This window comes from Kitasatospora sp. MBT63 (assembly GCF_000710465.2).
Classification (GTDB): domain Bacteria; phylum Actinomycetota; class Actinomycetes; order Streptomycetales; family Streptomycetaceae; genus Kitasatospora.
In genome coordinates this window covers 1-13,767 of the sequence record NZ_JAIZ01000062.1, presented here as the reverse complement: position 1 = coordinate 13,767, position 13,767 = coordinate 1, and the positions used below count along the sequence as shown (strand labels likewise).

11 protein-coding genes, 1 tRNA gene and 1 pseudogene are annotated in these 13,767 nt (G+C 67.4%); 8 read left to right on the top strand and 5 right to left on the bottom strand.

Features of this window, described 5'->3' with window-relative positions:
• Positions 1-131 precede the first annotated feature (131 nt).
• Both AA75_RS53405 and AA75_RS04395 read left to right on the top strand, forming a co-directional pair.
• A pseudogene (locus AA75_RS53405) lies at positions 132-332 on the top strand (transposase); the annotation flags it as partial.
• A 308-nt stretch (positions 333-640) separates the two neighbouring features.
• Positions 641-1,318, top strand: coding sequence for an alpha/beta fold hydrolase (locus tag AA75_RS04395; RefSeq protein ID WP_033818394.1), 678 nt, complete (start codon positions 641-643; stop codon positions 1,316-1,318).
• A 622-nt stretch (positions 1,319-1,940) separates the two neighbouring features.
• Here the strand turns inward: AA75_RS04395 and AA75_RS04390 are convergent.
• Together AA75_RS04390 and AA75_RS04385 are read right to left on the bottom strand one after the other, a co-directional pair.
• Positions 1,941-2,762: an alpha/beta fold hydrolase gene (locus AA75_RS04390; protein ID WP_033818393.1), complete on the bottom strand. Its 822-nt coding sequence runs from the start codon at positions 2,760-2,762 to the stop codon at positions 1,941-1,943.
• Between the two features lie 377 nt (positions 2,763-3,139).
• Positions 3,140-3,604, bottom strand: a complete 465-nt coding sequence (locus AA75_RS04385) for an ATP-binding protein (RefSeq protein WP_082526243.1) — start codon at positions 3,602-3,604, stop codon at positions 3,140-3,142.
• A gap of 642 nt (positions 3,605-4,246) precedes the next feature.
• On the opposite strand from AA75_RS04385, the gene AA75_RS04380 reads away from it, so the two are divergent.
• The 5 genes from AA75_RS04380 to AA75_RS04360 all read left to right on the top strand — a co-directional run bounded on the left by AA75_RS04380 (position 4,247) and on the right by AA75_RS04360 (position 9,307).
• Positions 4,247-5,872, top strand: a complete 1,626-nt coding sequence (locus AA75_RS04380) for an MFS transporter (protein ID WP_063794277.1) — start codon at positions 4,247-4,249, stop codon at positions 5,870-5,872.
• Complete coding sequence (locus AA75_RS04375; protein WP_233288929.1) at positions 5,869-6,534, top strand: response regulator transcription factor; 666 nt, start codon at positions 5,869-5,871, stop codon at positions 6,532-6,534. The genes AA75_RS04380 and AA75_RS04375 overlap by 4 nt, the downstream gene beginning before the upstream one ends.
• A gap of 20 nt (positions 6,535-6,554) precedes the next feature.
• Entirely contained in the window at positions 6,555-7,811 is a 1,257-nt protein-coding gene (locus AA75_RS04370) for a sensor histidine kinase (RefSeq protein WP_033818391.1), read from the top strand.
• Positions 7,812-8,085: 274 nt separating this feature from the next.
• Positions 8,086-8,481, top strand: coding sequence for a hypothetical protein (locus tag AA75_RS04365; RefSeq protein ID WP_051811830.1), 396 nt, complete (start codon positions 8,086-8,088; stop codon positions 8,479-8,481).
• A 178-nt stretch (positions 8,482-8,659) separates the two neighbouring features.
• Positions 8,660-9,307 carry a response regulator transcription factor gene (locus tag AA75_RS04360; RefSeq protein WP_033818390.1) on the top strand — a complete coding sequence of 216 codons (648 nt, stop codon included), beginning with the start codon at positions 8,660-8,662 and terminating at the stop codon, positions 9,305-9,307.
• Positions 9,308-9,407: 100 nt separating this feature from the next.
• Here AA75_RS04360 and AA75_RS04355 read toward each other — a convergent pair.
• From AA75_RS04355 to secD, 3 genes are all read right to left on the bottom strand, one after another.
• Positions 9,408-9,491: transfer RNA gene (locus tag AA75_RS04355), tRNA-Leu, on the bottom strand.
• A 172-nt stretch (positions 9,492-9,663) separates the two neighbouring features.
• Positions 9,664-10,713 (bottom strand): protein translocase subunit SecF, encoded by a 1,050-nt coding sequence (gene secF / locus AA75_RS04350; RefSeq protein WP_051811829.1) that lies wholly within the window; start codon positions 10,711-10,713, stop codon positions 9,664-9,666.
• Positions 10,714-10,718: 5 nt separating this feature from the next.
• Positions 10,719-12,149 (bottom strand): protein translocase subunit SecD, encoded by a 1,431-nt coding sequence (gene secD / locus AA75_RS04345; protein WP_033818395.1) that lies wholly within the window; start codon positions 12,147-12,149, stop codon positions 10,719-10,721.
• A 504-nt stretch (positions 12,150-12,653) separates the two neighbouring features.
• Here secD and AA75_RS45140 point away from each other — a divergent pair.
• On the top strand, positions 12,654-13,073 hold the full coding sequence (locus AA75_RS45140; protein ID WP_082526241.1) for a hypothetical protein: 420 nt from the start codon (positions 12,654-12,656) through the stop codon (positions 13,071-13,073).
• The last annotated feature ends 694 nt before the right edge of the window (positions 13,074-13,767 follow it).

The window sequence follows — 13,767 nt, the reverse complement described above, 5'->3', positions numbered from 1 at the left end:
ACATGGCCACACCAGAGCTTTGTGTTAGCTCCTCTAAGTCGCTCGGATACGCCCGCCTGTCCATGCGCCGCAGAACATCACTCGAACGCTGACCGGCACGCCAGTACGGCCGACGTTCACGCGTCCGAGCGATAGCAAGCCGAGAGAAAAGGGACTTAACGTCCACTCGGAACACCAACCAGCAACAACAGCGCGCGAAACCCCACCGACAGACCAGACCGGACACCAGCACAAAGAAGATCCAGCCGATCAACTCGCTGGAGCGGATCAACCGCGAGGTCAAGCGCCGCACCGACGTCGTCCTGGTCTTCCCCGACGACGACACACTCCTGCCACCGGGCACCACCAGCTGTTCGAGATACACAACGATTCGGGACGCGCGACGAACGGACCGTCATCCCCCGGCCGTTACCGGCCCGGGACCAGCATCGAGCAGCTCCACCCCGACAAACGCGCCCACGATGAACTTCCACCGATTTCACGGCGTTGGCACACGACCACCGCGCGAGACACCGGTGTCCGCGTCCCGGGGGAAGGCTCACTCCCCCGGTTGCCCGGCCGAACGGATGATGTGCGAGCAGGACCGGTACCCGAACATCGACCACAGAAGTGCATCTGACAGAAAAGAAGGTAAAGCAAGATGACGAACGTCGTACTGGTTCACGGCCTGTGGGTTGACGGTTCCAGCTGGACCGAGGTGACCGGCCGTCTCCAGGAGGAGGGGCATGTGGTTACGGCCGTGCAGCTGCCGCTGAGTTCTCTGGAGGATGACGTTGCCGCTGTCCAGCGGGCACTGGCACAGGTCGACGGACCCAGCGTTTTGGTGGGGCATTCCTACGGGGGAATGGTGATCTCCAACGCCGCCGCAGGAGGCCAGAACGTGGCCGCGCTCGTGTACCTTGCCGCCGTCGCACCCGAGGAGGGCGAGGCGGCTGGTGAGATTCTCGGGCGATTCCCTGCCTCACCCGGCCTCGAGGCGGTCGTCGCGGATGCCGAGGGATATGTAAGCCTCGATCGTACGAAGTTCGCCGAGGTCTTTGCCGCCGATGTTCCCGCCGCCAAAGCTGCCGTGATGGCGGCTTCCCAGGGGCCGGCCGCCGGATCGTGCCTGGCCGCGCCCAGCGGGGTGCCCGCGTGGAAGAGCATTCCCAGTACCTATGTGGTGTGTACCCAGGACCGTACCCTCCAGCCTGAGGCGCAGCAGTGGATGGCGGAGCGCATCGGTGCACGCATCGTTCACGTGGACGCCAGCCACTCAGCCGCAGCATCGCAGCCTGCGCAGGTCGTCGACGCGATCGTCCAGGCTTCCCGCTCCTGAGCGCGCCGCTCCCCGCTGTGCCGCCGCATCGAGCCACGGATGCGGCGGCACTCGTATGTCCGGATGTCACGTCCTGCCCAGGGCTGGTACGCGGGCGGGGGCGGCCGGGCCGGCTGGTGATCCGCTCGGCCTGGGGGTTCCGCATCACCGGCCAGTACCTGCCGGGCTTTGTCACCGCGGCCGGTCGTGTCAACGATTCGGCCTCTGCAGGCACGGACGGCGCCGTGGGTCCCACCGTACGGTCTTGAGCCACCGCGCGAGGAGATGCGTGCGCGTCCGCTGTACCGTACCGGTCGTCGTACTGGGTTGGCGACCGAGGTGCCCGTTCCTTCTCTCGGGGGGTGAGGCTACCCCGGCTGCTGTCGAGCGGCTGTAGGGAGGCAGGGTGACCGTGCTCCCGGTGTCGTCAGTGCCGGAGGCTGCCGAGGAGCGGGGCTGCCAGGGAGTAGGAGGCCGCCGCAGGGCTGGCGCCGCTGGCCGACTCGGATGTGGGGTTGGTGGGCCGCGAGCCAAGGGAACTCGTTCGCCCCGTCGCGCCGCCCAGGACGCATCAGGGGGCTCGACGGGTCGAACTAGGCTGTCACGCGGATCAAGCTGATGATCCTGCGGTCATCAGCGCGCTTCAGCCTGTGGTGGACTTGGCTTTCGCCGCGGAGACGATGAGTTTCGAGACGTCGTCGGGGTGCGAGACAGCCACGGCGTGGGAGGCGTCCACCTCAACAGTGGTGGCCCCCGCACGGTCCGCCATGAACCTCTCGGCCGCAGGCGGAATGGCCTGGTCTCCCTTTGCCACCATGTACCACGAGGGAATATTCTTCCACGCGGCATTCTCGCTCTTGTCACTGAGGCTGTTGCCGTCGATGGGGCGCTGGGTGGCGGCCATGACCGCAGCCTCCTTGGCCTTCACATCAGCGGCGAAGACCGACCTGAACTTGTCCGGACTGATGTAGAGGTCGGTTCCCTGGGTGCCGTCCGGACGGTTGTACGGAATCGGCTTGAGCGACTCGGGGAGCTTGCTTCCGTCATACTTCGAAAGAATGTCGTTGGCGCTCTCCCCCTTCTCCGGAGCAATAGCCGCGATGTAGACGAGGGCCTTCACGTTGGGGTGGTCAACCGCGGCGTTGGTGATGACCTCACCGCCGTAGGAGTGTCCGACCAGAACCACAGGACCTTCGATGCTGGAGAGCACACTGGAGACGTACGAGGAGTCGCCGGCAAGCCCACGGAGCGGGTTGGCCGGTGCGACCACGGGGTACCCGTCCTTCTGAAGCTTCTTGACGACGCCGTCCCAGCCGGACGAGTCCGCGAATGCGCCGTGTACAAGAACGACGGTGGGCTTCCCCGTACCCGGGTCGGAAGGCGATGCGAATGCCGCAGTACTGAGAAGAGCGGTCGATCCCGCGGCCGAAAGAGCCAGCAGGAGGGCCGAGTTTCGAATTTTCATTTTTCCCCTTCACATCGGGTGAATCAGGTCGGCAGCGAGCCGGTCAGCTCATATTGCTGACACCATATGAGCCCGATTCCGAGGGCCCGGCACCCCCCGGTTGGGCACCCGATCGGGGGGCTCCGGCCGTTCGTAGGATTCGCGAGACATCGCGGCCGTCCTTCTCCCACCACCTGTGGGCACGGTGGGGGCCGCGAGCTGCTGCCTCGCCAGGACCCGCCTTCGGGGCGCCGGCAGGCGGGGTCTCTCCGCGGAGGAGTGCTCTACCGCTCCGGAGCACTGTGCGAGTTGACAGCCAAAGGGTTCGTGGTAGCTGAGGATTCGTAGATGTGAACCGAGCCGTGGACGGAGCACACCGGTGTTGCGATCCGCTCACGTCAGACGTGCAGGTCAGCCCAGTTGGTACAGCCCCAACTGTGCACCCTGGTGCCGTGAGTCGTGGCCAAGGCGTCGATGATGATGTTCCCGCGGCCGTGCTCGTCAGGTGCGCAGCTCGCGACCCACGCGCCCGGCAGTTCAGCCCTGCCTCCGTCGTCCACCTCGACGTGGACGACGTCTCCGGGATCCGGCTGAGCAAGGTGGAGGACCACCGGCGGCTGCGCGTGCTCCACCGCGTTCGTGACGAGTTCGGAGACGACTACGAGTGCTTCGTCCACGCTGGTCTCGTTGACGTCCCAGTCTTCCAGGGCGGCACGTGTGACTTCCCGTGCGGCGCCGGCGGCCTGCTCGTCGTGCGGCAGGACCCACCGGTACGGCTGCTCGGCCGTACCGGGACCGGTCGTCGGCTGCTCAGGTGGTCGATGATCCGAGTACGGGGAGCAGCGAGTGTCGTTGGAACGCATGGCGTCACTTTCGAACGGACGGGGTGGTTGCTTGATGTGTCCTTCCCCATAGCCTGCGTGTGCGCGGTGGGGTTGCGGTCATCCGATAGGCGGTTCATCCGGCCCGTTCCCATGGGCCTGCTCCGCTCCCCGCCTGGTCGTCCGGGAGCACGCCAGGTGCGCGGGCGGCGTTGTCGGCCGGTGCCGGTTTCGGCGAACACCGTGCGGTGTGCTGCGGGTTCGTGGTCGGACGGGCAGTCTGCCCGGACGGATGCAGCGATCGGCGCGGAGCGGTTCCCCCGTTCGATCCGTCGATCGGCTGAGAAGGTCGCGCCGCTTCATCCCTTTTGCTGGCGGTATGACTCGCTGGGATGTGGCCTCCGGATTCGGAACCGCCGTTGGCGTGTGCTCTCACGGGCACGGCGCCGCGCGGTCTTCCCGGTCTGTCTGCGCGTGCCGTCACATGCACCTCGACGGCCCGTGCCGGCGGTGGCTGCGGAGCGCGGTCGGGATTGCCGGGAGCCGAGGTATTCGGCTGCGGTGGCGGACGGCCTGGCGCCATGCGTCGCGAGTCCGTCCAACGAGCACTTGCCCTGGAGGGGCGCAATGAGCATGCCCACGAAACCTGCCGTACCGGCCGGTGTGGCAGGAGCCCGACGGTGGATGGGCCTGTCCATTCTGGTCCTGGCGGTACTGCTGCTAGGGGTGGACGCTACCGTTCTCTCTCTGGCACTGCCGTCCATCGGTCACGACCTCAACCCGAGCGGGGCGCAGATCCTGTGGATCGGGGATATCTACTCCTTTGTCCTGGCGGGCTTGTTGATCACGATGGGTTCGCTCGGCGATCGCATCGGACGCAAACGCCTTCTGATCATCGGAAGCATCTGCTTCGGCCTCGCCTCGCTCCTGGCCGCCTTCGCGCCGACCGCGGGCTGGCTGATCGTCGCACGGGCGTTGCTCGGCCTGGCCGGGGCGACCTTGATGCCTTCCACGCTGTCGCTGATCCGGGCGCTGTTCCCGGACGCCCGGGAACGCGCCACGGCGATCGGTATCTGGAGCGCTGCGGCGACGGCCGGAGCCGCGGTCGGTCCTCTGGTGGGCGGGCTGCTGCTGGAGCATTTCTGGTGGGGATCGGTGTTCCTGATCAATGTTCCGATCACCGTCCTGCTGGTCATCGGTGGACGCAGGCTGCTGCCGGAGTCTAAGGATCCTTCTCCTGGCGCCTGGGACGTTCCCAGTGTGCTGCTGTCGATGGTCGGTCTGCTGGGTGTGGTCTACGCGGTGAAGGAGGCGGCGGCGCACGGCGTGCTGCGCTCCGACGTGGCCGTCGCAGGTGCGGTCGGCACAGCGGCGCTCTTCGTCTTCGTCCGGCGCCAACTGCGGCTGCCCGTTCCACTGATGGACATCAGGCTGTTCAAGTCTGTTCGATTCAGCGCGGCGGTCTCCGCCACTCTGCTCTCACTCCTCGGGCTGTCCGGTGTGATCTTCTTCATGTCGCAGTACCTACAGCTGGTCCGCGGCTACTCCCCCGTGCAGGCCGGGTTGGCGGAACTACCCGCATTCGCCGGTGCTGTGGCCGCCGGGCTCCTGATCGGGCGAGTCATCCGCCGCCGGGGTATGCGTGCCGTTCTGTGCGGTGGGTTGCTGCTCATGGGACTCGGCACCGGTGTCCTCGGCTGGGTGAGCGCCGACACCGATTATCTTCTGCTCGCCGTGGTCTTCCTGATCGTCGGTGTGACGGAAGGAGCCATCTACACGGTCTCCACCGATCTCGTGCTGAGCAGCTCCCCGCCTGACAAGGCCGGTGCTGCCGCCGCGATTTCCGAAACTGCGTACGAGCTCGGCGCTGCGCTCGGCATCGCTCTGGTCGGATCGGCGCTGCTGGCCGTCTTCCGCGGCAGTCTTCAGCTGCCCCCCGGCGTGGACGGTCATTCGGCCGATCTCGCCGGCGAATCGCTCGCCGGCGCCCTGGACGTGGCCGCCGGGCTTCCCACCGCGACAGCGGACGCGTTGGCGGCGCAGGCCCGAACCGCCTTTCAGCACGGCTTGAATGCGGCGGCGCTGATGTCCGGTGCCCTACTGGTACTTGCGGCTCTGGGCACCTGGTGGGCGCTTCGCCGCTCCTGCGCGAAGCACGGCACGGACACGCCCCCCGCACTCACCTCTCCCGTGCGCCTTGATCCGCCGGCCGACGGGGTGCCGTCCAACCGGCCTGACGCGCCGGCCGCCGGGGCACGGAGCAACGCGGTCCGGTCAGTCGACGAACCGCCCGTCCGATCCACTGCATGACTCTCAAGGAGGAACCGAGAATGCTGGAAACGAAATCCAAGATCCGGGTCGTCGTAGGCGACGACCATCCCATCTACCGCGAGGCGCTGGTGCGGCTGCTCTCCACGACTACTACGGTCGTCGCCGAGGCCGGCGACGGGCGCGCGGCACTGACGGCGATCCGGGAACACCGCCCGGACGTTGCAGTATTGGACTACCAGATGCCGATGCTCGACGGTGGCCAGGTCGCGGCGCGTGTGCGGCATGACGGCCTGCCGACCAAGATCATGGTGGTCTCCGCATCGAACGAGCCCTCGGTCGTCTACCGCGCCCTGCAGCAGGGGGTGGTGGGCTACCTGACCAAGTGCTCCGATCCCACGAAGATCCTCGATGGCGTGGAGGCGTGCTCCCGTGGCGAGACGGTCGTGCCCCACGAGTTGACCAGCGGTCTGGTGGAGGAGATCCAGAAACGTGCCGACCAGGTCCGGACGGTGCTGACCGAACGGGAACGCCAGGTCCTCACCATGGTCGCGGACGGTGTGCCGATCTCGCAGATCGCCTCGGTGCTCTTCCTCGCTCCCACGACGGTCAAGGCCGATGTGCAGCGGATCTGCCAGAAGCTCGGCGTCACTGGTCGGGGCGCCATGGTGGCCGAGGCGATGCGCCGCGGCCTGCTGGACTGAGCGCCGGCGAGGCCGAACCGATGATGATCATGTCGTATCGCAACATTACCGAGCACGGGGCCCGGGACACCGGCTATCTGCACGCGCAAGGCCAGTGGGCCCTGCACCTGCAGAACCTCATGCGGCTGGCGTTCGCCGCAGTGCTCGGCGCGGCCATCACCGTGGAGCCGCACCCCGAGCACCGGCCCGTACAGGTCGCCATCGTGGCCGTGTACGGGGTGGCGACGCTGTGGCGGCTCCGGCGTGCGGCCCGACGGCCGCACCAGGGGGCAGGACTGCAGACTCTGCTCCCCCTGGCCGCGGACATCACCGTTGTGGTGGTCCTGCACCTGCTGTCCAGCGGCTCGACGATGCTCCTGAACAGCCTGTTCCTGCTCCTCGCCATCGCGGCTTTCCAGCCCGTGCTGGCCCTGGGCACCCTCAGCATCACCTCCGCCGTCGCCGCCTACACGGGCATGCTGCTCCTCGACACCCGGGTTCAGCACAGCCTGGATGCAGGTCAGGCCTGGGTGCTGTTGATCGTTTTCGTACTCACCGGCTCGCTGTGCCTGCTTCTGTGCACCATCCAGTCCCAACGCGTGACACGCATTGCCAAACTGATCGACGACCGAACCCGGCTGTTGGCAGAAGTCATGCGAAGCGACGAACGAGAACGAGCGCTCTTGGCCGAGCGGCTGCACGACGGTCCGCTGCAGCACGTCCTTGCCACCCATCTCGATCTCCAGCAGGGGTTGTCCGCCGATCCCCGTGCCAGTATCACGCGGGCGAGCTCGAACCTTCTCGAAGTCGCCCGAGGCCTGCGCGAGACGACCCGTGAACTGCATCCGGCCGTCCTGGACACGGTGGGACTCGGCCAGGCCGTGCGGGACCTGGTCGACCTCACAGCCCGCCGTACCGGAATCGCGTCGAGCTGTCACGTCGCTCCCACGGCGCCGAGCGAGCTCGACGCACTCGTGTACGGCGCAGCGCGCGAACTCCTCGCGAACGTCAGCCGTCACTCCGAAGCCACCAGCCTCGTCGTCTCGCTCGCTGTGGACGCGCATACCGAGATGCTGGAACTGGTCGTGGCCGACAACGGTACCGGCACCGATCTGCGGATCCTGGACGAACGCTTGGCTCAGGGCCATATCGGTCTGGCTTCGCAGCGTTTCCGGGCCGAGGCGGCCGGGGGCCGGCTGGCCATCACGTCCAACTGTCCCGGTACGTCGGTCAGCGTCACCGTCCCCTTCATCCCCTCGGGCGCGGGCGGCCGGCCGGGAGACGCGGACGTGGCGTGATCCCTGGTCGGGATCCAGGACCGGACCTACCCCGCCGAGCACAGCCGCGACGAACTCCCGCCGATTTCATGACTGTTGGCGCACCATCACTGCACCACTTCGCGGGACACGACCGGCATGTGCCGGTCCTAGCAGGTGAGGTGGTCGCTGTGGTGTCCGAAAAAGGGCCGAACGGCTGATGGAGGACAGCGGTCGGCGGGTGTCTCATGGAGGGAGAGCCATCGACGGAGTGCCGCCGCTGCGCACGCCACAAGGCCGACCTGCCGGGGAAGAGATGAACGACCAGCCGAAGTATGCGAGCGACGCCGCCGCGCCGTCGGCCGTGCAGGCTTACACCCGCGCACCGGCCCTGGCCCATGAGCTGTACGACCTGCTGCACTGCGTCGCCGCGCTCCACAGGCCCAGTGGGCAGGACCAGGACGAGCGTATCCTCCTCGTCCGTCAGGCCGCCCTTGCAGACAGGTGCAGACTGGCCGACACCTCGTCCGACGACGACGGTGCCGGATGGCTGGCCTGGAGGCTGCACACCTTCGACAAGAGCTTCGACACCAGCCGGGGACCGATACCCGCCAGTGACGAGCGCTGGGACAGGGACCGGTTCGGATACGTTCGCCAGGAGTATCACTGGTGGATCACCCATAATCCGGGCGCCGCCGTCACGGCTCGCTGACCTCTCGGGGAAGGCTTCGCCTACCCGGGGCCCCTGCGGAGGGAGAGCACGAGGAGACGTACCTACCGACCCGCCCACGCTGACCCGTATGGCCGTATGGGCGAGTGTGGGCTGGCCTGTGCCATGGGGAACGAGCAGAGTGGAGTAGGCAAGCTCCGAGGCTCAGGAGGCCCCCGCGATGGCCGCGATGAAGGAAAAAACTACGGTTCTGCTGGCTGATGATCACCCGCTGTATCGCGAGGGCCTGCGTCGCGCCCTGGGGCAGACCGACCGGTTCGAAGTCGTGGCCGAGGCAGGAACCGGCCGTGAGGCTTTGGACGCCATCAAGGAGCACGAGCCGGTCGTGGCCGTCATCGACCTCACCATGCCCGACCTGGACGGGATCGCCGTGGTTCACGCGGTCGCACGGGACGGGCTTCCCACCCGGGTTCTCCTCCTGACAGCGCATGACGACAGTGATCTGCTCTACCGGGCCATCCAGGAAGGGGCTGCGGGATACGTCATCAAGGATGCCCCGCGCGACAAGATCATCCAGGCGATCGCGCAGGTCGCGCGCGGCCAGACGGTGATCCCCGAGGAGCTCGCGGGCGCACTGGCAGGAGAGATCCGCTCCCGCACGGACAGTGATGCTCCCCTGCTCAGCGATCGTGAGCGTGAAGTGCTTCAGCTGTTCTCGGAGGGGATGAGCATTCCCGACGTGGCGAACCAGTTGTTTCTCGCGCCCAGCACGGTCAAGAGCCACACGCAGCGGCTGTACAACAAACTGGGCGTATCCGATCGGGCGGCAGCGGTGGCGGAAGCCATGCGGCGGGGGCTTCTGGAATGACCCCGGCCGCTCTCGACGTGGCGGCGGCCTGACCGCCGCAGCCCGCCGCGCCTGCGGCGGCGCCGCCGGACGGCTCACGCAAGAGATGTCACGCAAGGGATGGGAGTGGAGGGAGTCGAACCCTCACGCCCGCGCGGGCGCCGGTACTTGAAGCCGGTGCGTCTGCCTGTTCCGCCACACTCCCCTCGCGGCCCAGCGTAGCCGCTCTCCATGCCCTTCGCCCGAGGGCGCGAACGGGTGGACGGCGGCCGGACAGCCCCTCACGGGACCGGACTTGTCCGACGAGCGGCTGCGCGCTCGCCGTCCGTCCGGCACACCCAGAGGGTGTGCCGGACGGACGGCGAAGGAATGCGGCGTTACGTGCTCCGTCGTTCAGCGAGGACGGGTGCGGGGGCCGGACCGGCCGAGTCCACTCCGTCGTTGTCCGCAGCGGCCGCGGCATCGCTTCGCGCCCTGGCCACCTTGGCCGCCAGTGCCCGGAATTGCGGCTGGCGTTCCTTGAGTTGGGCCAGGAAGGGGGTGGCCAGACAGATCGAGGAGTAGGCCCCGACCGCAAGGCCGATGAAGAGCGCCAGGGCGATGTCGTTGAGGGTTCCGGCTCCGAGCATGCCGCCTCCGATGAAGAGGAGGGCGGCGACCGGAAGGAGCGCGAGCACCGTGGTGTTGACGGATCTGACCAGTGTCCGGTTGAGGGCGTGATTGGCCACCTCGCTATAGGTCCGGCGGTTCTGTTTCGCCAGCCCGCGGGTGCTCTCCTTCACACCGTCGAAGACGACGACGGTGTCGTAGAGGGAGTAGCCGAGGATGGTGAGGAACCCGATGACTGTGCCCGGCGTGACCTCGAACCCGACCAGGGCGTAGATTCCGACGGTGATCACGAGGTCGTGGACGAGCGCCACCAGGGCGGCCATGGCCATGCGCCACTCGAAGGCTATCGCCAGGTAGACGGTGACGAGTGCCATGAAGATGGCCAGCCCGTAAGCGGCTTTCTCGCTGATCTCCTTGCCCCAGCTCGGCCCCACGATCTGGGTGTTGATGTCCTCCGCGGGGACGCCCAGGCGCTGGGACAGCTCGCCGACCATCTGCTGCGGATCGGACTTCTCGTGGGAGCTGACCTGGATCCGGACCTGCCCGTTGTCGGTGGACTGCACCACTGCGGTGCTGTCGTGGGTGATCTCGTCGATCGCGTGCCGTGCCTGGTCCGCGCTGACCTGAGGTGCCGCCACCGTGTAGACGGAACCACCGGAGAACTCGATGCCGAAGCTCAGTCCGCGGACTCCGAGGCCGACCACCGAAGCCAGCAGGAGCAGGCCGGACAGGGCGTACAGCAGTTTGCGTCTGCCGATGAAGTTGATGCTGGTCTGGCCCGTGTGGAGGCGATGACCGAGGTTTCGGATGTTCATCATGGGTCTCAGGCCTCCTCGGCCGTCGGCTCGGTGGGTCGGCGGCGTGAGCGCCGGATCGTGCGGGCGTTGAGGCTGCGCGGGTCCAGGCCCGACCACTTGTGCCCGTTGGCGAAGAACTTGAGCCGGGCGAGCAGGACCATCAGGGGCTTGGTGAACAGGAAGATCACGACCACGTCCAGCAGGGTGGTGAGCCCCAGGGTGAAGGCGAAGCCCTGCACCTTGCCGACGGTGACGAAGTAGAGCACGGCCGCGGCGAGGAAGGACACGAAGTCCGAGACCAGGATGGTGCGTCGCGCCCGCGGCCAGGCACGCTGGAGCGCGGAGCGCAGTGGCGCGCCTTCGCGGATTTCGTCGCGGATGCGTTCGAAGTACACGATGAAGGAGTCCGCAGTGATGCCGATGGCGACGATGGCTCCGCAGACGGCCGGCAGGTTGAGCGCGAATCCGATGCTCGCGCCGAGAAGGCTCATGACGGAGTAGGTCAGCGCGGCGGACACCGCGAGCCCGGCCACGGACACCAGGCCGAGGCCTCGGTAGTAGGCGAGGGAGTACAGGACGACCAGCGCGAGACCGACCATTCCGGCGAGCAGGCCCGCGTGGAGCTGTTCACCGCCGAGTTGAGGGGAGACGGTGGTGACGTCGCTCTTCTCGAAGGCGAGCGGGAGCGCCCCGTAACTCAGGACACTTGCCAGATCACGGGCCTGTTCCTGAGTGAAGGTGCCGGTGATTTGTGCGTTTCCTCCGGCTATGGGGCCGTTGACTGCCGGCGCGGAGACCACTTGGCCGTCCATGACGATGGCGAACTGGTTCTGCGGGGCGTCCTGCTGTGCCAAATGGCCGGTCGTGGCCGCGAACGACTTGCTGCCCTTCCCGTTGAACTCCAGGTTCACCTGCCACTGATTGGTGCTGGGGTCGATGGCCGCCTGGGCTTTGGAGATGTCGACGCCATCCACGGCGACCGGGCCAAGTGCGTACTTGGCGTAGGCACCGGATCGCTCGTCCTGTGCACAGGCCACCGTGTCGGCCTCGGGAGAGGCCTGGTGATCGGTACGCTGCGCAGCGTCCGTACAGTCAATGGTGTCGAACTGCTGCTTGATACTCGCAGGGGGCACGCCCATCCCGGGTGCGCCGCCAGGGGCTTGTTCCGCGAGAACCGGGCGGAAGAACAGCTTGGCCGTCTTGCCGACTTGGTCGATCGCATCCTGGGTGTTGCTGCCCTTGGGGATGTTGATGATGATGCTGCGGCTGCCCTGGGTCTGTACTTCGGCCTCCGAGACTCCCATCCCGTTCACACGCTTGTGGAGAATGGACACGGCGGTGTTCATGTTCTCCGGGGTGATGGCCGAGGATTCAGCCGGGTTCGCCGTAAGAGTGAGACTCGTGCCACCAGCAAGGTCGACGCCCAGTTTGGGTTTGGTGTGCCCGGTGGCGACCATGCCGGCCGCCAGGGCAGCAATGATCACGAGCACGAGGGCCAATACACGGCCGGGGTATCCGTCACGGGGTCGTCGTTTGAGTGTTGCCACGTTCTCGACTCTCTGTGTTCAGCGTTCACGTTGGCGGTGCCGTTGTCGTCGGCGGCTTCGCCTGGACGTGGCACGGGGCCGGACGGTTCCCAGGGCGTCACAAGTGCACGCCGCAGGGGTTCTTGCATTCCAGGATTGGTGACCGGCCACCGACGAGCCGTCCACCAAGCGGTGGATAGGGCGGGTGATCGGGGGATGGCTGCCGTCGGCGCGCAGCCGGGGCACGGGCCGTCCGCCGGGTGGTAAGCGTCGTCCTCAGCGGTCGCGGACACCAAGAGCTTGCTCCGCGGGCGTGGCGGACGGGGCCGGTACGGCAGGCCGCGCGACAATCGGGATAAAGGATCGGAGCGGAAGCATTAGTCTCGGAACTATGCGAGCGATGCGACAGGGACTCATCATTCGAACATTCATTCCATGCATGCCGACGCCCCGCGCCTACAGGCAATCTCAATGAGTGGATACCGGAAGGCCCTGATCGAGCTCGCCCTTCGGCAGGCCCTGCGTTCCCGCTGCCGCTACCGTGTGGGTGCCGTCCTGGGCGCCGGCAATCGCGTTCTCGCAGCTTCACCGAATCTGCGCCGGAACAACCCGGTCGTCGACTTCCGACATGCCACGTTCCATGCCGAGGAAGCAGTCCTACGCCGCTCGCGCCCGCTCCCGGGAAGCGTTCTTTACATCGCTCGCGTCAGCCGCGCGGAAATCCCGGCCATTGCCCGTCCCTGTCCGCGCTGCCAACGGAACCTGGCAGCTGCCGGCATCACCCGCGCCTACTACACGGCAGGCCCCGACCTGGTCCAGATGATCGACATTGCGGCCATCAAGCCACTCCCGTAGCAAGGAACTTCCCTGCTGCCGCACGGCTGCGCCCGGCCGGCCCCGCTCTCATCGGGTTCTACCGGCGGCGGCCCCGCCGGTAGCGGGACGCAGCCCCGTCGGAGAACGCCGATGCCGACGCAGGCCCGTCCCAAGGCCGGCGCAGGCCAGACGGCGGCCCGTCGGCCACACGCTGGACCCGCCGGGGGTGTCGCGCTCAGAGCGTTACACGTCCGGCAGCACTCGGACCAGAAGTCGGTTCCAGCGCACGGACCGCGAAGGGGGCGCGGCGCGGCTCCCGGGTTCGAGCTCGCGGCGGCGTCCACCAGGAAGCCTGGTGCCCTCGACGCCGGGAGGGCCGCACTCGGGTCCGAGACGCTCTACCCGCCACACGCCCGGGGCCGTATCCTCTGACACCACCCGCCCGCCCCGTCGGCGTCCTCGGGGCGGGCGGGTGCGGGAGTATGCTCCGGCTTCGGCCTCGGCTGCTCCGGTGACAGACGGCCCGGCACCATCGGCTGCCAGCACGGCTCAGAGATGGGTGAACGGGTACTGAAGCCCCGCGTGGACAGTGGACCGGGCGGCGCACGGCGCGAGCGCGCCGAAACGAGCGATCCCGGCGGACAGCGGTCGAGGATCAGAATCAGAGGCTGCCGAGGGTGACGTCGACGGTCCTGGTCTGCCCGTCGCGCTGGTAGGTCACGGTGACCTTGGC

What these genes read in the sequence shown, in the direction of transcription:
- AA75_RS04380 (WP_063794277.1), top strand. Translation starts at nt 4,247, where the DNA reads ATGGGCCTGTCCATTCTGGTCCTGGCGGTACTGCTGCTAGGGGTGGAC.
- AA75_RS04360 (WP_033818390.1), top strand. Translation starts at nt 8,660, where the DNA reads ATGGCCGCGATGAAGGAAAAAACTACGGTTCTGCTGGCTGATGATCAC.
- AA75_RS04375 (WP_233288929.1), top strand. Translation starts at nt 5,869, where the DNA reads ATGACTCTCAAGGAGGAACCGAGAATGCTGGAAACGAAATCCAAGATC.
- AA75_RS04365 (WP_051811830.1), top strand. Translation starts at nt 8,086, where the DNA reads ATGAACGACCAGCCGAAGTATGCGAGCGACGCCGCCGCGCCGTCGGCC.
- AA75_RS04370 (WP_033818391.1), top strand. Translation starts at nt 6,555, where the DNA reads ATGATGATCATGTCGTATCGCAACATTACCGAGCACGGGGCCCGGGAC.
- secF (WP_051811829.1), bottom strand. Translation starts at nt 10,713, where the DNA reads ATGATGAACATCCGAAACCTCGGTCATCGCCTCCACACGGGCCAGACC.
- AA75_RS45140 (WP_082526241.1), top strand. Translation starts at nt 12,654, where the DNA reads ATGCATGCCGACGCCCCGCGCCTACAGGCAATCTCAATGAGTGGATAC.
- AA75_RS04390 (WP_033818393.1), bottom strand. Translation starts at nt 2,762, where the DNA reads ATGAAAATTCGAAACTCGGCCCTCCTGCTGGCTCTTTCGGCCGCGGGA.
- AA75_RS04385 (WP_082526243.1), bottom strand. Translation starts at nt 3,604, where the DNA reads ATGCGTTCCAACGACACTCGCTGCTCCCCGTACTCGGATCATCGACCA.
- AA75_RS04395 (WP_033818394.1), top strand. Translation starts at nt 641, where the DNA reads ATGACGAACGTCGTACTGGTTCACGGCCTGTGGGTTGACGGTTCCAGC.
- secD (WP_033818395.1), bottom strand. Translation starts at nt 12,149, where the DNA reads ATGGTCGCCACCGGGCACACCAAACCCAAACTGGGCGTCGACCTTGCT.